This is a genomic window from Chishuiella sp., from assembly GCF_032109125.1.
In the GTDB taxonomy this organism is placed as follows: Bacteria; Bacteroidota; Bacteroidia; order Flavobacteriales; family Weeksellaceae; genus Empedobacter.
Window position 1 is genome coordinate 333,630 of the sequence record NZ_DAMCLZ010000001.1, and the last position, 18,866, is coordinate 352,495.

Here is an 18,866-nt window from a genome sequence, read left to right on the forward strand (position 1 = left end):
AATTTTAATACACAAATTTAAAGAATAGTAAACTGACTTAACTCATTAATTTTTAAAAAATAAATACTTAATTTAGAAACGTTCTAATTAATATGAATTAACATGAGTAATGGCATTGATTTACAAGAGTTAGCCAGGCAATTAAGTTGTCCAACTGGCGATTATGGAAAAGAAATTGGCGAAATTATGAATACCAATAACTTTGGTATGACTAAAAAAGCAATAGATTCATTACAAATAAAAAATAAAGACCAATTACTAGAGTTAGGTCATGGGAATTGTAAGCATTTAGACTATGTTTTAAAACAAGCAGACTTTCTAGGTTATATTGGTTTAGAAGTTTCGGAGATAATGAAAAGTAATGCATTAGATAATAATATACATTTTTTAAAAACAGATATAAGATTTGAACTTTTTGATGGAAATAAAATTCATTTTCATGAAAAAAGATTTGATAAAATCTTTACAGTAAATACAATTTATTTTTGGGAAAATCCTGAATCTTTTTTAAAAGAAATTTATAGGGTATTAAAATTTAATGGTTTATTTTCTTTAACTTTTTCTACTTCTAGTTTTATGAAAACATTACCTTTTACTGAATTTGGTTTTAAACTTTATTCTGAGAATGAAGTAATTAATTTATTAAAACTATCAAATTTTAAAATAGAAGAAATTGACAGTTTTACAGAAAATGTAATAAGTAAATCAGGAGATGAGGTTGAAAGAGAATCTATTAATATTGTTGTATCTAAATAAATTAATTTATAATCAAAAGGGTTAAATTACTTTAGTAATCTAACCCTTTTTTATTAATAAAAATCACATTAATTGAAGTAATTATTTATTTCAATTTATTTTCTTTATATATTTTTTCAGCTAATTGTACAGCTTTGTATGCATCAACAACACCACCAGTAACAGATATGTCTTTTAATTGATCATTTTTATTTACTGAGTCTACAATGACTTGTCTGATTTGTTGAACTGAAAGTTTTGGATAATGAGACCATACTAATGCTGCAACACCAGCTACAACTGGAGATGCCATAGATGTTCCATCCAAATCTTTATATTCTCCATCTTTATTAGGTACAGTTGAATAAATAGCTGCTCCAGGAGCAAAAACATCAACAGATTTTTTACCGTAATTAGAAAAGCTTGCTCTTAGGTTGTTATTATCCATTGTGTTTGCACCAACAGTAATTACATTATTAGAAACTACATTACCATTTGTATCATATACAGTAGGGAAGTGTATATCTTCATCTATATTTACATTGTCATTACCTGCAGCTTTTATTAATAAAACTCCTTTTTTCTCAGCATATTTGAATGCTTCCCAAACAACTTTTTTATCTGGAGAATATGCTTTCCCAAAAGACATGTTTAATATTTTAGCTCCATTATCAACTGCATAACGAATTGCATTTGCTATATCTTTATCACGTTCATCACCATTTGGAACAGTTCTTACTGACATGATTTTTACATAACCATCACCAGCTATACCATCCATACCGATTCCATTACCCGTTTTTGCAGCAATAATTCCAGAAACGTGAGTTCCATGTAATGCATCAGGTCCATCAACATCATTATTTCCATAGAAACGTTCTGTAAGGTCATCATAGTTATCACCTACAATAGGTCTTGGATCTAAATTAATATTTAAGTTTGTGTCTACTTGCTCTTTATAGTATTTAAGCCCCTCATTTACTTCTTTTAGTACAGAATCAGTAAATTCTTTCATAGTTTTTCCTTCCCAAGCTTCTTGTGGTAACATAGCAAAAATAGACATACCTTGTTTAGCTTCTTGTGATTGAGGTTGAAAAGACATCATATTTTTTTGATTTAATTCTTTATCACCCCATTCTTTAATTAAAGTAGGAAATGCAGCAGTAAAAACTTCTGATAATTGTCCATATTGTGCAGCACCTTGTTTAGCTTCAGCTAATTTATTTTCGAATTCATTTTTTACTTTCTGATATTCTGCAAATTGTTCAGGAAATTTAGATTTGTTTTGTTCTTTATCAGCACTTTTTTCGAAAAGGTTGGTATATTTTACATATAATCTTGTAAGTTCTAATGTATCACCATCAACATTTTTTCCATCTTTTCCACCAATGAAATTCCAACCGTTTACATCGTCAATGTAACCATTTTTGTCATCATCTTTTCCATTACCTGCCACTTCTTTTGCATTTATCCAGATATTATCTCTAAGATCAGGATGAGTAATTTCTACTCCAGAATCTAATACACCAACTATAATTTGTGAAGGCTTACGTTTATTTGCTTTTAAGAATTGAATAGCATCTTTTGTATCAACACCATATATACTATCTTTTTCAATTGAAGCATGTTGCCATTGTTTTTGATCTATTTTTGGAGTTTGTACTGTAGCTGTTTCTTGTGCAAAAGATGTTACACCAATAAACATAGCAACAGATATACTTAATAAGAATTTTTTCATACTTGTTTTTATTGTAACTATTATAAAATAGTTTTATATTAATGTTTTGAGATTACACAAAAAAGACTCCAAAAATAGGAGCCTTTTTATAATATTGTGTTAAATAATTATTTTAATTTACGTTGCTTATAAATTTCCTCAGCTTTTTGAACAGCTTTATAAGAATCAATAACACCACCAGAAACAGAAATATCTTTTAATTGATCATTTTTATTTACAGTTTCCATTAAAATTGATCGAATATCTTCTGCAGTTAGTTTAGGATAATGTGACCAAACTAATGCAGCAACACCAGCAACAGCAGGAGAAGCCATAGAAGTACCGTTTAAAAATCTATATTGGTCTACTCCAGGGTAAGTTGCATATATTTCTTGACCAGGGCCAAAAACATCAACAGATTTTTTACCATAATTAGAAAAACGAGCTTTTAATGCATTTGGATCCTTAGTAGATGCACCAACAGTAAGAACAGATTTAGATACTGGTTGATTATTTTTAAAATTTGTAGGGTAGTGAATATCTATATCAATATTTTCATTGCTATTACCAGCTGCTTTAACAATTAAAACACCTTTGTCAGAAGCATATTTAAATGCATCCCAAACTAATTCTTTATCAGGAGAAAAAGTTTTACCAAATGACATATTTAATATTTTAGCTCCATTGTCTACAGCATAGCGAATTGCATTAGCAACATCTTTATCACGTTCATCACCATTTGGAACGGTACGGACAGACATTATTTTTACATTGTTACCTCCAGCAGTACCTTCAGAACCAATGTTATTTCCTCTTACAGCACCAATAATTCCTGCAACATGTGTACCATGAGTTGATTCTGGTCCATTTGAGTCGTTATTTCCATAAAAACGTTCTGTTTTATCGCTTGGATTATCTACATCTTTTCGATCAACTAAGTTTAAATTAAGATGAGAAGTTAATGCATCACCCTTAGCAGCACGACGAGCTGAAGCTAAATAAAAATTAGCAACTTCTTGCATTGTTTTACCTATCCATTGCTCTTCTTTAAGTTCTCCAAAAATCCATAGTGATTCTAAGATTTGAGAATCTGTAGGTTGATAATTATTTAAGATATCTTTTGATAATTTAGTATCACCAAATTCTAAAACCATTTTATTGATTCCTCCTTCAATAGCATTTAACCTAGCTTGACCAACTTGTTGGTTATATTTAGCTTTTCCAACAGCAGTTAAATAATCTTTTTGTACACGTTGAAATTCTGCATATTCAGAAGGATTATTTGATATAGCTAATTGATTTTTTTTCTGATTATAAGTATCATATTTTTCAGCTAAATGTTTGTAAACTCTTGTTACTTCGGTTGTATCATCATTATAGCTTATCCCTTTAGCTGTACCTAAAAAAGACCAACCGTAAACATCATCTATATATCCATTCTTATCATCATCAATACCATTACCTGGAATCTCCTTTGGATTTTTCCACATATTAGCTTTTAAATCTTCATGGAAATTTTCTACACCACTATCTAAAACACCAACTATAATTGTATTTGCTTTACGTTTGTGTTGTTTTAAAAAGTCTAAAGCTTGATCTGTATTTACACCATAAATTCCAGTTTGTTCAATACCTGCATGGTACCATTTTTCTTTAGGAACTTCAGCAGTTTGTGCTTGAGCAAATCCTAAAGTAAATGCAAATCCTAAAGCAATAAATAATTTTCTCATGTTGTTATTTTAGTATGTTTTTTAAATAAATAGCAGTACTAGGACCTTCACTAAATAATAAGTCTAAGATACTTAAACCTTCAATGAAACCAAATTTCTCATCAAAAACTTGAGCATATTCAGGTAATTTGTACTGAGGTTCTTTTTTAGCAGAAAATTGATTTCTGAAGTCGTTTTCTATATTTATTTTTTCGAAATTTTCAGTTTTATCAATAGCTAAATCTAATTTTAACTTTTGATTGATAAAATCAATTGTTTTTAGATTAAAATCTAAAAGATATTTTTCTTTCTGTTCATAAAATGGAGCAATATCATCTTCGTAATATTCAAAATATGGAGAACTACGATAAGCTGATTTTATTGATTTGAAATGTTCTTTTTGCCAATCATATTCATATGAAGGTTGTAAATCTTTAAATAATCTAGTTCCGTTATGAAGAATAGGAATATTAAGCATTAATTTTCCATTTGCACCTAAGATATTCATACGATTACGGTAAGTTTGTTTTTGAAAATTTTCAAAAACTTCAATCGATAAATTCTCGCTTTTTAGCATTTCTGCATAATAATCAATCGGCCCAAAATAAAAAGCTGAAAATGTATTTTTCATTTTAATTATATTATTTCTATGATATAAAATTGTGCATTATAAGATGAGTTATAATGCACAATTTTGATTGTTATTTATTATCTAAGAGTTTAATTTTCTTAGTATTTATTTTTCTTTTTTTCTTTTCTTGCTTTTACAATATCATAACCAATCCAAGCAATTAAAGCGATTAAAACATATATACCATATGATGTTTTATTTGGATCATCATTATTTATTGATGTAAAGAAACGGTTCCAAATGAACTTTTTAGGAGCTGTTGGCTCAAACATTCCATTCATATTAGCCCAAATCATAATTGGTCTTCCTATAATGTGATCTTCACCAACGTAACCAAAGAAACGAGCATCTAATGATTGATTTCTATTATCACCCATCATAAAATAATAATCTTGTTTAATTTGGTATTTGTTTGTTTTTTGATCATTAATATAAACATCAAATTTTCCATTTGCTGAATCTATACGTAGATTATTATGTTCATATTTACGTAAAATATTAATGAATTGAGGTAAAGATTCTTTTGTAATTTCAACATTATCTCCTTTTTTAGGTATATATAATGGTCCGTATTGATCAGGATTCCAATTTTTATTAACAGGGAAAATAGTATTTGTACTATCAATTTTTCCATTAACAATATGTTCAGTTTTTTGTCCAACAGGATCTAAAATTGGTTCTACAGAAATTACATTGGTATTAGATTTCATTGCTGCTACATGAGCATCAGTAAGAGCTTTGAAATAGTAAGCTAAATTTCCATCTTCATTTTTTTGAACAAAATAATCATTTTTTTGGAAATCACTTCCTGTAGGATTAATTCCGAAGTTTTCATACAATAACTTATCACTGAATGGTGTTTTAGTAATCACCATATAAGCATGTTGAACTTGAGCATCTTTTTTAGGGATGAATTTTTTTCCGTCAACATATAAAATTCCATTTCTTACTTGTACAGTTTGGCCTGGTAGACCAACTAAACGTTTTACGTATGCATCTTTACGATCAATTGCAGAATATACAGAATCTGTTGGATAGTTAAATACTACAATATCATTAGATTTTAATGCTCTCCAACCAGGTAAGCGCATGTATGGTAATCTAGCTTTATCAATAAATCCATCACGATAAATAAATTCAGAAAAAGGAATACCAATAGGAGTCATAGGAACTCTGGCTCCGTGACTAATTTTTTCTACAAATAGCGCATCACCAATTTTTATAGTATTTTCCATAGAACCTGTTGGTACAATCATAGGTTGTATAAACCAATTGTGTACTAAAGTTGCAAGAACTAATGCAAATAATAGTGATGAAATAAAAGTAGGTTTACGTTGTTCTGGACCTAAATATTTGGGATTATCAGAGTAGTTAACTGCAAAAATGTAAAGACCTAAAGTTAAAACCATAATAATTTTATCCTTAGTTTCAATTTTTCCGTAGGCATCCCCTAAATCTACAAAGAAAACTAACCAAAAAATTGGACCAACAATAGGGATATAAAATAATACAATCCACCATTTTGGTCTATGTATGATAGAAAGTCCTTGCCAGATATTAATGAAAGGAATATAAGCTTGCCAAGCCTGTTTTCCAGCATTTTTATAAAGTTTCCATGTAGCAACTCCAAAGATTAGATTGGCAAAAATATATCCAATAAGCCAATAGATTAATATATTCATAAGAAATTGATATTAAATATTTTAAATTAGTTTAGTTCAAGTACATCTTTCATAGAAAATATACCTTTTTTATCGAAAATCCATTCAGCAGCAATTACAGCACCTAATGCAAATCCTTTTCGAGAATGTGCAGTATGAGATATTTCTATTGTATCAATTTCTGAATTGTATTGAACGATATGAGTACCAGGTACATTTTCAATTCTTTTTGCTTCAATTGGAATAATATCATCAGCTTTTTGATCTAAAGACCAAGAAGTATATGAAGTTTGTTCTATAATTCCTTCAGCAATTGTAATAGCTGTTCCCGAAGGAGCATCTAATTTTTGAGTATGGTGTATTTCTTCTAAATTAATTTGATATTCATTACGATACTTGCTCATCATTTTTGCAAGTTTTTCATTTAAATCAAAAAATAGATTGACTCCTAAACTAAAATTAGAAGCATAAATAAATCCAGTATTATTTTCTAAAGTAAATTTATTTATTTCATCTTGTTTATCTAACCAACCAGTTGTTCCACATATTGTTGGGATTTTATTTTCAAGTAATACTTTAAGGTTGTCAAAAGCATATTCTGGTCTAGAAAATTCTATTGCAACTTCTACATTTTTTAATTCTTCAGGAAGAGGAGTACGAGAGATTTTAAGAACAACATCATGTCCTCTTTGTATTAATATTTCTTCTATGGCTTTACCCATTTTACCGTATCCTACTAAAGCTATTTTCATTTTTATTAAAATTTAAAATTAAAAGCCAATCCTAAAACAGGCTCAATAGACATTTCACTTTGCAATACTGTTGGTTTTAATGTCATTTCTTTATCTTTACGTATAGTATATAAATGAGCATCAACAGTTGCATCAACAATATTTAATAAATATGCTAATGCAGTTAATGCAACACTATAATCACGTTTTCTTTTATAATCATCTTGAATTACAGCTAACTGTTCTGCAGTCAAATTAGAAAATTCACTTGGAGAACCTTCTTGAACAGCAATAAATGCTTTTCTATATCTTCTGTATAAATTATTATAATAAATAGTGAAACCTGTTCCTGTAGCTACTAATCCTAATGCTATAGGAGCTTTTATCCATTTTTTATTATATAATTGTCCTGCCCCGGGTAATATAGCAGAATAAAGAGAAGCTCTAATAGGACTTTTTTCCATTAAAGTTTCACTACTTATCTGAACAGAATCTTTTGTTATAACTTCAGTTCCGTTACCAGTTTCTGTTTTTAATTGAGCTAATGAAAACGTAGAAGTAAGCATTAGACCAATAATTAAAATCTTAATTTTCATTTAAAAACTTACTTAATCGATCAAATTCATCATCAGAAGTAAAATTTAATATTATTTTACCTTTTCCATTTTTTGCTCGTTTTATCTCAACTTTCGTTTTTAGTGAATTTGAAATAGAACTTAATGCTTCTTTATATTGTTGAGGAAGTTCAATGACTTTTTTTGCAGTTTGATTATCACCATCTTTTAATGATTTGATAATTTTTTCTGTATCACGAACAGATAAATTATTTTTTACAATTTTTTCGTAAATATCAAATTGTAAATCAGAATCATCAATTGCCATTAGAGCACGTCCATGTCCCATAGAAATCATACCATCTCTAATACCAGTTTGTATAATAGGATCTAACTTAAGAAGACGCAAGTGATTCGTAATTGATGTTCGATCTTTACCAACTCTTTTACTTAATTCTTCTTGTGTTAATTTTATTTCATCAATTAATTGTTTGTAAGAAAGTGCTATTTCTATTGCATCTAAATCCTGTCGTTGAATATTTTCAACTAAAGCCATTTCTAGCATTTCTTGATCGTTTGCTAAGCGTACATAAGCAGGAATTGTTTTTTTTCCAGCTATTTGTGAAGCTCTAAAACGTCTTTCACCAGAAATTAATTCATATTCACCTGATATTTTTTTACGGATTGTTATAGGTTGAATTACACCTAGAGTTGCAATAGATGAAACTAATTCTTCTAAAGCTTTTTTATCAAAATTAGTACGAGGTTGCCAAGGATTAGCAGTTATTTTTTCTAAATCTACTTCTAAAATATTTCCAACAAGTTTCTTAGCACCTTCATCTTGTGCAGTTTTAACTGTTGGCTCATCTTTTAATAGTGCAGATAATCCACGTCCTAAGCGATTATTTTTATTTGGCTTTGCCATTCTTTTTAAACTGTATCGTTGTTATTGATTAAAAATTCACGTGCTAAATTTAAATAATTTTCTGCACCCTTACTCGCTGCATCGTATTGAATAATTGTTTCTCCAAAACTTGGAGCCTCAGATAGTCTTACATTACGAGTAATTATTGTTTTAAAAACCATTTTAGGGAAGTGATTATTTACTTCATCCAATACTTGGTTTGATAAACGTAAACGAGAATCATACATTGTTAATAGTAATCCCTCAATGTCTAATTCTTTATTATGATGTTGTTGAATACCTTTAATTGTATTTAATAATTTACCTAAACCTTCTAAAGCAAAATATTCACATTGTATAGGAATAATAACAGAATCAGCTGCTGTAAGTGCATTTAAGGTTATTAAACCTAAAGACGGAGCACAATCAATTATGATATAATCGTAATTATCTTTGATTTCGTTCAAAGCTCCTTTCAGCATATATTCACGATTTTCATAATCAACAATTTCTATCTCAGCAGCTACTAAATCTAAATGAGCAGGCATTAAGTCTAAATTTGGAGATTCAGACTTTAAAATAGCTTCACTTGCAGCTATTTCATTTTCTAAAACCTCATAAGTACCAGCTTCAATTTCATCTAAATCAAATCCTAATCCAGATGTAGCATTAGCCTGAGGATCAGCATCAATTAATAAAACTTTTTTTTCTAGAACACCTAAAGAAGCTGCAAGATTTAACGAAGTTGTCGTTTTTCCTACACCACCTTTTTGATTAGCAATAGCAATTATTTTACCCATAATTTACGTTCAAAACGAATTCAAAAATACAATAATTAGTATTTCTAAACCTTAAAGAAAAAATAAAATTTTCAACATTTTTATTTTTTTTCTAAAAACTTACATAATAAACAATGTAAAAAGGTATAAATTTTAGAATTATTTATAAATATTACACAATTAAAAAACTTATATTTGCATCGAACATTTTGTAATTTTTTTTAAGAAAAAAGTTGATGAATTTTAACCTTTTATTCAAAAGCGTTGAAAAAGAGAAAAACTTCAACGCGAAAGTTTTAATGAATAGAATAGAAACAAAGATTTATTCTTTTCCATTATTACTACGTAGTGTAAATTATGTAATACGTCTGTAATACTAGAAATTTTTACCCAAATTTTTTTTAGTATTAATACACACGTAACATTTATAAAAGCATAATGAAAACAAAATACATAGATTTAATAACACAATCTTTTGATTTCCCTCAAGATGAGTTTGAGTTGGATGGAGAACACTTAAAATTTAATGGAATTGATTTAAAATCAATCGTAGAAGAACATGGGACACCATTAAAATTTACTTATTTACCAAAAATTTCTGAAAACATACAGAAAGCAAAAGGTTGGTTTGAAAAAGCCCGTGAGGAGTTAAACTATGAGGGATCTTATAACTATTGTTATTGTACAAAAAGTTCCCATTTTCGTCATATTTTAGGCGAAGCATTAAAAAATGATATCCATATAGAAACATCTTCAGCATTTGATATAAATATTGTAGAAAATCTTATTAAAGAAGGATTAATAAAAGACAATCAATATATCGTATGCAATGGTTTTAAACGAGAAGAATATGTAGAAAATATTGCTCGATTAATTAATAATGGTCATCGTAAAACTATTACGGTTATTGATAATTATGAAGAGGTTGACTTATTCTCTAAAGAAATTGAAGGGGATTTTGAAATTGGTATCCGTATTGCTTCTGAGGAAGAACCAAAATTTGAATTTTATACTTCTCGTTTAGGAATAGGATATAAAGATATTGTACCTTTTTACCAAACGATGGTTAAACCGAATGAACGTATAAAACTTAAAATGCTCCATTTCTTTATTAATACAGGAATAAAAGATAATTCTTATTATTGGAATGAGTTAACAAAGTGTTTACGCGTTTACGTCAACTTGAAAAAGGTTTGTCCTGAATTAGATAGTCTTAATATTGGAGGAGGGTTCCCAATTAAGAATTCTCTAAATTTTTCTTATGATTATGAATATATGGCAAAGGAAATCCTATTACAAATAAAAGCTATTTGTGATGAGGAAGGAATTCCTGTTCCAAATATTTTCACAGAATTTGGATCATTTACTGTAGGAGAAAGTGGAGGAGTTATCTATAAAATTCTTTATCAAAAGAAACAAAATGATAAAGAATATTGGGATATGATTGATTCTTCTTTTATGACAACATTACCTGATGCTTGGGCAATTTCAAAACGTTTTGTTATGTTGCCTGTCAATAGATGGTATGACAAATACGAGCGAGTTTTATTAGGAGGGTTAACTTGTGATTCTGATGATTATTATAATTCAGAACAACATGTGAATGCAATTTATTTACCAAAATACGATTCTGCTAAACCATTATATATTGGGTTTTTCAATACAGGTGCATATCAAGATAACATCAGTGGTTTTGGAGGTATAAACCATTGTTTAATTCCACAACCAAAATATATTTTGATTGATGAGAATTATAACACAAAAGTTTACTCAGAAGAGCAAACACATCAAAATGTATTAGATACATTAGGATATAAATAAAAAATAAATTTAAAAATAAAAAAATAATAAGATGAGTAAAGGACCAATTAGTCAATTCATTGAACATAATTATAGACACTTTAACGCTGCTGCTTTAGTTGATGCTGCAAAAGGATATGAGCAACATTTATTAGAAGGTGGTAAAATGCTTATTTCTTTAGGAGGAGCAATGTCTACTGCTGAGTTAGGAGTTTCTCTTGCAGAAATGATTCGTCAAGACAAAGTTCAAATTATATCTTGTACAGGAGCTAATTTAGAAGAAGATGTAATGAATTTAGTTGCACATTCTCATTATAAAAGAATTCCAAATTATCGCGATTTAACTCCAGAGCAAGAAAGAGAATTATTAGATACTCATTACAATCGTGTAACAGATACTTGTATTCCAGAAGAAGAAGCATTTCGTCGTTTACAACAACATTTAGAAGATGTTTGGCATGCTGCTGAGGCTAAAGGAGAACGTTATTTACCACACGAATTCTTGTACCAAGTGGTAAATTCTGGTGTTTTAGAGCAATATTACGAAATCGATCCAAAAGATTCATGGATTGTTGCTGCTGCTGAGAAAAATTTACCAATCGTTTGTCCAGGATGGGAAGATTCTACAACAGGAAATATTTTTGCTGCTAATGTTATCAAAGGAAAATTACAAGCATCTACAGTAAAATCAGGAATTGAATATATGATTTACCTTACAGAATGGTACCGTGCTAATTCAGAAGGAAAAGGAGTAGGTTTCTTCCAAATTGCTGGAGGTATTTCTGGAGATTTCCCAATTTGTGTTGTTCCAATGATGTACCAAGATTTAGAGTGGGAAGATGTTCCTTTTTGGTCTTATTTCTGTCAAATATCTGATTCAACTACATCTTATGGTTCTTATTCAGGAGCAGTTCCAAATGAGAAAATTACATGGGGTAAATTAGATATTGATACACCTAAATTTATGATTGAATCTGATGCAACAATCGTTGCTCCTTTAATCTTTAGCTATATTTTAGGACATTAATAGATTCTTATAAAAATTAGATATAAAAAAAAACACTTCAATTGAAGTGGTTTTTTTTATATCTATTATAATTAATCCTTCATTGCTTCACCAGCCTTTCTATGTGTAAATTTACCATAGATATGTCTTCTTGCGAAGCGACTTGGAGAATCAGAATTTACCATTTTAATATATGTATTTTTAGGAACTCCGAAATATTCGTAATGATTTCCATCTAAATGTTCTACTTTCAAAATTCTTTCATCCATATAAAAGTCATGAATGTTAGATTTTGTTGTTGTTATAATATACTCTTCCTCATTTTTTTTATGAGTTTCAGGATTAATACTCACTAAAAAATGGTATGCTTCGATCACTATTTTACTTTTTTCTTCAGCTTCAAGCTTTCCAGCTTCATCATTCACAAATTTATCAGGATGAGAATCTTTCATCGTATTTCTGTAAATTGTTTTTAAGTCTTTTAATGTAGCAGTTTTATCTACTCCAAGTAATTTTCTGTGCTCAGCAACGGTTTTCATAATTATAAACTTTTTTCAGTTTGCAAAACTACGGATTATAAATTATGAAATACATAAAAAAAACATAAGTTTAATTAAGATTTTAATAAATAATATAAAAATTATATCAATTTCTAAATTTATTGGATAGTATTTGTTTTAATTTACTTTTTCTTTAGATTTTAATTTTAAAAATATAGTACCAATAATTGCTCCAATTGAAGCCATTAAGAAACCAACCCATAATTGTGAGTTGAATCCATATCCCAAAGCAATAGGAATTCCTCCTAAAAATGCTCCTAATGCATTACCAATATTAAAACTTGCTTGTCCAGCAGCAGCAGCCAAAGTTTCAGATCCTTTCGCATTATTTATTAATATCATTTGGATAGGTGACCCAATTGTAAATGCGATTAAACCAGTTACAAAAGACATAAAATATGCAACAATTTGTATATGAGAAGTAAAATATACAACCATTAAACAAACTGCCATAGCAGAAAAAGCTAAAATTGCAGCTTTGTTAGGAGAAATAGAATCAGCTAATTTACCTCCAATAAAATTACCTATAAACATTCCCAAACCAACTAGTGTCATGATAATAGGTATTTGCGATTTAGGTAATTGTGCTACTTCTGTCATTAATGGAGATATATAACTTATCCAAGCAAATAATCCAGATGTACCAATAGAAATCATTAAAATTAAAACCCATGCTTCCCATTTTTTAAAGAAACTTAATTGTTGAACTAAACTTGTTTTATTTTCATTTTCTATATTAGGAACCCATAAATAAATTGCTAACATTGTTAATAATCCTAAACTCGATATAATTCCAAATGTTAAATTCCAAGAATAGACTTGAGCTAACTTTGTACCAAATGGAACACCAGCTAGATTTGCTAAGGTAAGACCAGCAAACATGATTGATATTGCTTGAGCTTCTTTTCCTTTCTCACTTAATTTTGCAGCAACTACAGATCCAACGCCAAAAAATGCACCATGTGGAAGTCCTGACATAAATCTAGCAATCATTAAAGTATAATAATTTGGAGCTATAACAAATAGAAAATTGAATACAGTGAATAAGAACATAAAAAAGATAAGAACTTTTTTAGGCGGAAACTTATTTGTTGCCATAATAAGGGTAGGAGCACCAACCATTACACCTATAGCATATATTGATATAAAATGACCAGCTTCTGGTATACTAATTTTTAAATCCTTAGCAAATTCTTCTAAAACACCCATCATCGAAAATTCTGTCATTCCGATAGCTAATCCTCCCATTGCAAGTGCTAATAAACTTTTCTTAACCATTTTTATTGTTTTTGTTTACTAATTAATAAATTTTCATTTTAGCACGAGAATTTATTAATTGTAATAATTTAATTAGTTTTTCTTAAAAAAAAGAAATAAAGAATGCAAAATTAAGAGTATTTTATAGATTACAATGTATTTGTATAAAATATTATTTTGAATATTGGTTTGTAATAAATTATCATTTATAATTATGTATTACAGTAATGATTATAAGTTAAAATAATAGAATAATTAGATTAATCAATGATTTATATTAGGATTTATTAAACATGATATAAATCATGTTTTTAAAAAAATCTAATAATCAGTTCGATATGTTAGAAAATAGTTAGCATTTTAGATAAATTGTAAACTAATTTTTAGAAATTACGTGTTTGTTCGTACTTTTACAAAAAAGTGAATTTTGGAAAAGAAAAAGATTGTCATTTTAGGTGCTGGATTTGCCGGACTTAAATTAGCCCGTAAATTAAATAATAACCCACACTTTTCTGTTACACTTATTGATCGCTATAATTACCATCAATTTCAACCTCTTTTTTATCAGGTAGCAACTGCAGCAATTAATGCGAGTGATATTTCATTCCCAATACGTAAAGTTTTTCAAAACAGTAAAAATGTAAGCGTACGTTTGGCAGAAGTTACAGGAATTAATCAAGAAAAAAATGAAGTTGAAACTACAATTGGAGATTTTTCTTATGACTATTTAGTTGTTGCAATGGGATGTACCACAAATTTCTTTGGCAACAAACAAATTGAGGAACTATCATTCCCGATGAAGTCAACAAACGAAGCTTTAACGCTTAAAAATCGTTTGTTAACTAATTTTGAGAGTGCATACACTGCACAAACTCCTGAAGAGTTGGAAGAAATCATGAATATTGTGATTGTAGGTGGAGGACCAACAGGTGTTGAACTTTCAGGTGCGATTTCGCAAATGAAAAAATTTATCCTTCCTAAGGATTATCCAGATTTAGATTTTTCTAAATTAAACATTTATTTAATTGAGGGAAGTCCAAATTTACTAGGGCCAATGTCTGATTTAGCTCATAAAAAGTCTTATGAATATTTGACGAATATGGGAGTAAATGTTTGGACAGATGGACGAGTTACTGATTATGATGGAAAAAAATTATCTTTAGCTGATGGTCGTTCAATTAATACACGTAATATTATTTGGGCTGCTGGTGTAATGGGTAATGTTCCTGAAGGTGTTGTTACAAGAGAGGAATTACAACGTGGTAATCGTCTAAAAGTTGACAGAACTTCTAAAGTTGTAGGTAGTAAAAATATTTTTGCAATTGGTGATATTGCATCAATGGAAACACCTAAATATCCACATGGTCATCCTCAATTAGCTCGTGTAGCTGGTGATCAAGCTGTACAATTAGCTAAGAATTTTGAAAAAATAGGAAATGGAGTTTCTGAAGATAAATTAACTTTATTTGAATATGATGATCCAGGATCTATGGCTACTATTGGTAAAAGAAAAGCTGTTGTAGATTTACCTAAATTTTCTTTTTCGGGAAGATTTGCTTGGTTTACATGGATGTTTTTACATTTAATGTTAATTTTAACAGTAAGAAATAAACTAGCTATTTTCTTAAACTGGGCTCAAACATATTTTACAAATGATTCTTCATTACGTATAATTGTTCGTCCAACTAAAAAAGATTTTAGATTTAATATAAAGGAATACAGACGTTTTCCAAAAAATAGAAATAAGGAGGAAGAAGAAGTTAAGCAAGCTTAAATTTTTCTTTTAAGATTATAAAAGGCTATCTAATTAATTAGATAGCCTTTTTAATTATTTTGTTATTCCTTCTAACATGAATAAGAAAGCATCTTCTTTTGCATCTTCTTTTAGTGACTCAAATCGTCCAGATGCTCCTCCATGACCTGTGTCCATATTAGTATCTAAAAGTAAAATATTATCATCTGTTTTTAGCTCTCTTAATTTAGCAACCCATTTTGCAGGTTCCCAATATTGTACTTGAGAATCATGTAAACCAGTAGAAATATATAAGTTTGGATAAGCTTTTTCTTCTACATTGTCATATGGAGAATATTCTTTCATATAAAAATAATATTCTTTATCATTAGGATTTCCCCATTCATCATATTCACCTGTAGTTAAAGGAATTGTATCATCTAACATTGTTGTAACAACATCAACAAAAGGAACCTGAGCAACAATACCATTAAATAATGTTGGTTCATAGTTTATTACAGCTCCCATTAATAACCCTCCAGCAGAACCACCCATTCCGTATAAATGAGCAGAAGAAGTATATTTTATATTTATAAGATGCTTTGCAACATCAATGTAATCGAAAAAAGTATTTTTCTTATCTAACATTTTACCATCTTCGTACCATTCTCTACCTAAATATTGTCCTCCACGAATATGTGCGATTGCATAAACAAAACCTCTATCCAATAAACTTAATCGTACAGAACTAAAATTAGGTTCTATAGTATATCCATAAGAACCATAAGCATATAGTAGAAGAGGAGTATCTTTACTTAATTTAGTATCTTTATGATGTACTAAAGAAATTGCAACTTTTTCTCCATCTCTTGCTTCGGCCCAAATTCTTTCGGATGTATAATTTTCTTTATTAAAATCACCTAAAACAATTTGTTCTTTTTTAACTTCGGAAGTTTGATTTTTCATATCAAAATCTATTACAGAAGTTGGTGTTGTTAATGAAGTATAACCATAACGTAAAATGTCTGTATCAAAATCTGGATTTGTTCCAGAACCAGCAGTATATGTTTCTTCGCTAAACGGTAAATAATAATCTTGAGAATTATTCCAAGCTTTAATATTCATTTGGATTAATCCATTTGTACGTTCTTCTACAACTAAATAATTTTTAAATATCTCAAAACCTTCAATAAATACTTCTTCACGATGTGGAATAACTTCTGTCCAATTATTTTGTTCTGTAGTATTGATTGATGTTTTCATTAATTTGAAATTAAAAGCATCATCTTTATTGGTCTGAATATAAAATTTATCTCCAAAATGTTCGATAGAATATTCTAAATCACGTTCACGCTTCTGAAAAATTTTAAATTCAGTATCTGGTTCATTTGATGGAATAAAACGATATTCATCAGAAACAGTAGAAGAAGAACCTATAATGATATAATCTCTAGATTTTGATTTATAGATATAAACTGAAAATGTATCATCTTTTTCTTCAAAAACTAAAACATCATCAGAAGATGAAGTTCCTAATTTATGTTTCCAAATCTGGTATGCACGTAAAGTATCATCTTTTCTAGTATAAAAAAGAGTTTCATTATCAGCAGACCAAACAGAACCTCCAGTAGTATTTTCTATTTTATCATCTAATAATTGACCTGTTTTTAGATCTTTAATTTGAATTGTATAAATACGTCGAGACACATTGTCAACTCCAAAAGAACACAAAGTGTTGTCTGGAGAAACAGAAATTCCACCTAAATTATAATAAACATGCCCTTCTGCCATAAGATTAACATCAAATAATATTTCATCCTTATTATCTAATGTATCCTTTCTGCGTTTATGAATTGGATATTCTTTTCCTTTTTGAAATTCTGTTAAATACCAGTAACCATTTAATTTATATGGAACAGACGAATCATCTTCTTTTATTCGAGATTTCATTTCTTCGAATAATTTTGCTTGAAATTCTTCTGTAGATTTTAAAATGCTTTCAGTATATTTATTTTCTTCTTCTAAGTACTTAATTACTTCAGGATTTTCACGCTCATTCAGCCAATAATAATTATCAATTCTGATATCTCCGTGTTTCTCTAATTTTTTTTCTATTTTTTTAGCAATAGGTGCTTGCATATATTTTATTTTCTAGTGCAAATGTATATAAAACTTATTTTGTATAAGTTTTAAGCTCCCAAGAATTCAAAGCTGTTCTGTATTCAATCATAATATTATTTCCATTAACATATCCTATTGTTTGATAATTTCCTTCTGGAACAATTATATTTACGTGGTAAATATTTTTTTGTGTTGAAGGGTAAAACTGAGCAACAATTTGTGAGTTTTCTTGATTGATTAAAACAAAATTACCATTTGATGTTGTTGCTACTTCATAATTTTTACCATCTAATTTATAATATGGATTAATATTTTGATTAGCTGATGTTTGATTAGTTACTGTTTGATCTGTTGTTGTAGAAATTATGTTATTTGAGTTTTGAATAACAGGTGTATTTTTTGCACTTTGAGTTTTTACTTGATTCATGGCAACTTGTAAAGCTTCTTGATAACCTTTTTCGAATTCTTTAATAGAAGAAACTCCTTCAAAATCACCAACAACTGAATGATTACAATCTGTAAAAACAACTTTTAACTTGTTTTTAAAAGTACTTTTTACATTTTGTAAATCTACTTTTGTAGCTAAACAAGGATTATTTTGTAATTCTAATGGACGATTGTTACTGTTATCCTCAACTATAATTTCGTATTTTTTTCTTCTTAAAAATGTTTTTAATCGTGGAGGCAAATTGAAATCATTTTTTTTAAAATCAGGGAATTCTTGAGGAACGATAACATATTTGTAATCGCTAACATCTTGTGCATTAGAAGTAGATAATGTAGCAAGTAAAATTAAAGATAAGATACTTTTCATGTGATTTATAATATTTAATCAAATTTATACTTTATATCATTATTCTCAAAAATAATTTATTTCATAAGTAATCTGTAAATATCAAATGAATTAATAAGATATTTTTATCAATTTAATAATTAAAATTTCGGGTTTAATATCTTATGCTTAGTTTT

Annotated in this window: 16 protein-coding genes; 4 read left to right on the forward strand and 12 right to left on the reverse strand. The window is 28.6% G+C overall.

Going from position 1 to position 18,866, the window contains the following annotated elements:
- Positions 1-102 precede the first annotated feature (102 nt).
- Positions 103-756, forward strand: a complete 654-nt coding sequence (locus RT575_RS01460) for a class I SAM-dependent methyltransferase (protein WP_313578262.1) — start codon at positions 103-105, stop codon at positions 754-756.
- An 85-nt stretch (positions 757-841) separates the two neighbouring features.
- Here the strand turns inward: RT575_RS01460 and RT575_RS01465 are convergent, their stop codons facing one another.
- From RT575_RS01465 to RT575_RS01500, 8 genes are all read right to left on the reverse strand, one after another.
- Positions 842-2,473, reverse strand: coding sequence for a S8 family peptidase (locus tag RT575_RS01465; protein WP_313578264.1), 1,632 nt, complete (start codon positions 2,471-2,473; stop codon positions 842-844).
- Between the two features lie 107 nt (positions 2,474-2,580).
- Positions 2,581-4,182 carry a S8 family serine peptidase gene (locus RT575_RS01470; RefSeq protein ID WP_313578266.1) on the reverse strand — a complete coding sequence of 534 codons (1,602 nt, stop codon included), beginning with the start codon at positions 4,180-4,182 and terminating at the stop codon, positions 2,581-2,583.
- Positions 4,183-4,186: 4 nt separating this feature from the next.
- A complete protein-coding gene (locus tag RT575_RS01475) occupies positions 4,187-4,792 on the reverse strand; it encodes a WbqC family protein (protein WP_313384403.1) in 606 nt (201 codons plus the stop codon).
- A 98-nt stretch (positions 4,793-4,890) separates the two neighbouring features.
- Entirely contained in the window at positions 4,891-6,474 is a 1,584-nt protein-coding gene (lepB, locus tag RT575_RS01480; RefSeq protein ID WP_313384401.1) for a signal peptidase I, read from the reverse strand.
- A gap of 26 nt (positions 6,475-6,500) precedes the next feature.
- Complete coding sequence (gene dapB / locus RT575_RS01485; RefSeq protein ID WP_313578268.1) at positions 6,501-7,205, reverse strand: 4-hydroxy-tetrahydrodipicolinate reductase; 705 nt, start codon at positions 7,203-7,205, stop codon at positions 6,501-6,503.
- A gap of 5 nt (positions 7,206-7,210) precedes the next feature.
- Entirely contained in the window at positions 7,211-7,780 is a 570-nt protein-coding gene (locus RT575_RS01490; RefSeq protein ID WP_313578270.1) for a DUF5683 domain-containing protein, read from the reverse strand.
- Positions 7,770-8,663 (reverse strand): ParB/RepB/Spo0J family partition protein, encoded by an 894-nt coding sequence (locus RT575_RS01495; protein ID WP_313376173.1) that lies wholly within the window; start codon positions 8,661-8,663, stop codon positions 7,770-7,772. The genes RT575_RS01490 and RT575_RS01495 overlap by 11 nt, the downstream gene beginning before the upstream one ends.
- A gap of 5 nt (positions 8,664-8,668) precedes the next feature.
- Positions 8,669-9,442, reverse strand: a complete 774-nt coding sequence (locus tag RT575_RS01500) for an AAA family ATPase (RefSeq protein WP_313384396.1) — start codon at positions 9,440-9,442, stop codon at positions 8,669-8,671.
- A gap of 417 nt (positions 9,443-9,859) precedes the next feature.
- Here RT575_RS01500 and RT575_RS01505 point away from each other — a divergent pair, with 417 nt between their 5' ends.
- Entirely contained in the window at positions 9,860-11,242 is a 1,383-nt protein-coding gene (locus RT575_RS01505) for an arginine decarboxylase (RefSeq protein WP_313384394.1), read from the forward strand.
- A 31-nt stretch (positions 11,243-11,273) separates the two neighbouring features.
- Complete coding sequence (locus RT575_RS01510; RefSeq protein WP_313578272.1) at positions 11,274-12,248, forward strand: deoxyhypusine synthase family protein; 975 nt, start codon at positions 11,274-11,276, stop codon at positions 12,246-12,248.
- Positions 12,249-12,319: 71 nt separating this feature from the next.
- On the opposite strand, the gene RT575_RS01515 is transcribed toward RT575_RS01510, so the two are convergent.
- Positions 12,320-12,766 carry a KTSC domain-containing protein gene (locus RT575_RS01515; RefSeq protein ID WP_313384392.1) on the reverse strand — a complete coding sequence of 149 codons (447 nt, stop codon included), beginning with the start codon at positions 12,764-12,766 and terminating at the stop codon, positions 12,320-12,322.
- 138 nt (positions 12,767-12,904) lie between these two features.
- Positions 12,905-14,065: an MFS transporter gene (locus tag RT575_RS01520; protein ID WP_313578274.1), complete on the reverse strand. Its 1,161-nt coding sequence runs from the start codon at positions 14,063-14,065 to the stop codon at positions 12,905-12,907.
- 406 nt (positions 14,066-14,471) lie between these two features.
- Here RT575_RS01520 and RT575_RS01525 point away from each other — a divergent pair, with 406 nt between their 5' ends.
- Complete coding sequence (locus tag RT575_RS01525) at positions 14,472-15,818, forward strand: NAD(P)/FAD-dependent oxidoreductase (protein ID WP_313384389.1); 1,347 nt, start codon at positions 14,472-14,474, stop codon at positions 15,816-15,818.
- Positions 15,819-15,872: 54 nt separating this feature from the next.
- Here the strand turns inward: RT575_RS01525 and RT575_RS01530 are convergent, their stop codons facing one another.
- Positions 15,873-17,915: a S9 family peptidase gene (locus RT575_RS01530; RefSeq protein ID WP_313578276.1), complete on the reverse strand. Its 2,043-nt coding sequence runs from the start codon at positions 17,913-17,915 to the stop codon at positions 15,873-15,875.
- A gap of 34 nt (positions 17,916-17,949) precedes the next feature.
- Positions 17,950-18,711 (reverse strand): hypothetical protein, encoded by a 762-nt coding sequence (locus RT575_RS01535; RefSeq protein ID WP_313578278.1) that lies wholly within the window; start codon positions 18,709-18,711, stop codon positions 17,950-17,952.
- Positions 18,712-18,866 lie beyond the last annotated feature (155 nt).

Coding starts and splice junctions, on each gene's coding strand:
- RT575_RS01460 (WP_313578262.1), top strand. CDS start 103: ATGAGTAATGGCATTGATTTACAAGAGTTAGCCAGGCAATTAAGTTGT.
- RT575_RS01465 (WP_313578264.1), bottom strand. CDS start 2,473: ATGAAAAAATTCTTATTAAGTATATCTGTTGCTATGTTTATTGGTGTA.
- RT575_RS01470 (WP_313578266.1), bottom strand. CDS start 4,182: ATGAGAAAATTATTTATTGCTTTAGGATTTGCATTTACTTTAGGATTT.
- RT575_RS01475 (WP_313384403.1), bottom strand. CDS start 4,792: ATGAAAAATACATTTTCAGCTTTTTATTTTGGGCCGATTGATTATTAT.
- lepB (WP_313384401.1), bottom strand. CDS start 6,474: ATGAATATATTAATCTATTGGCTTATTGGATATATTTTTGCCAATCTA.
- dapB (WP_313578268.1), bottom strand. CDS start 7,205: ATGAAAATAGCTTTAGTAGGATACGGTAAAATGGGTAAAGCCATAGAA.
- RT575_RS01490 (WP_313578270.1), bottom strand. CDS start 7,780: ATGAAAATTAAGATTTTAATTATTGGTCTAATGCTTACTTCTACGTTT.
- RT575_RS01495 (WP_313376173.1), bottom strand. CDS start 8,663: ATGGCAAAGCCAAATAAAAATAATCGCTTAGGACGTGGATTATCTGCA.
- RT575_RS01500 (WP_313384396.1), bottom strand. CDS start 9,442: ATGGGTAAAATAATTGCTATTGCTAATCAAAAAGGTGGTGTAGGAAAA.
- RT575_RS01505 (WP_313384394.1), top strand. CDS start 9,860: ATGAAAACAAAATACATAGATTTAATAACACAATCTTTTGATTTCCCT.
- RT575_RS01510 (WP_313578272.1), top strand. CDS start 11,274: ATGAGTAAAGGACCAATTAGTCAATTCATTGAACATAATTATAGACAC.
- RT575_RS01515 (WP_313384392.1), bottom strand. CDS start 12,766: ATGAAAACCGTTGCTGAGCACAGAAAATTACTTGGAGTAGATAAAACT.
- RT575_RS01520 (WP_313578274.1), bottom strand. CDS start 14,065: ATGGTTAAGAAAAGTTTATTAGCACTTGCAATGGGAGGATTAGCTATC.
- RT575_RS01530 (WP_313578276.1), bottom strand. CDS start 17,915: ATGCAAGCACCTATTGCTAAAAAAATAGAAAAAAAATTAGAGAAACAC.
- RT575_RS01535 (WP_313578278.1), bottom strand. CDS start 18,711: ATGAAAAGTATCTTATCTTTAATTTTACTTGCTACATTATCTACTTCT.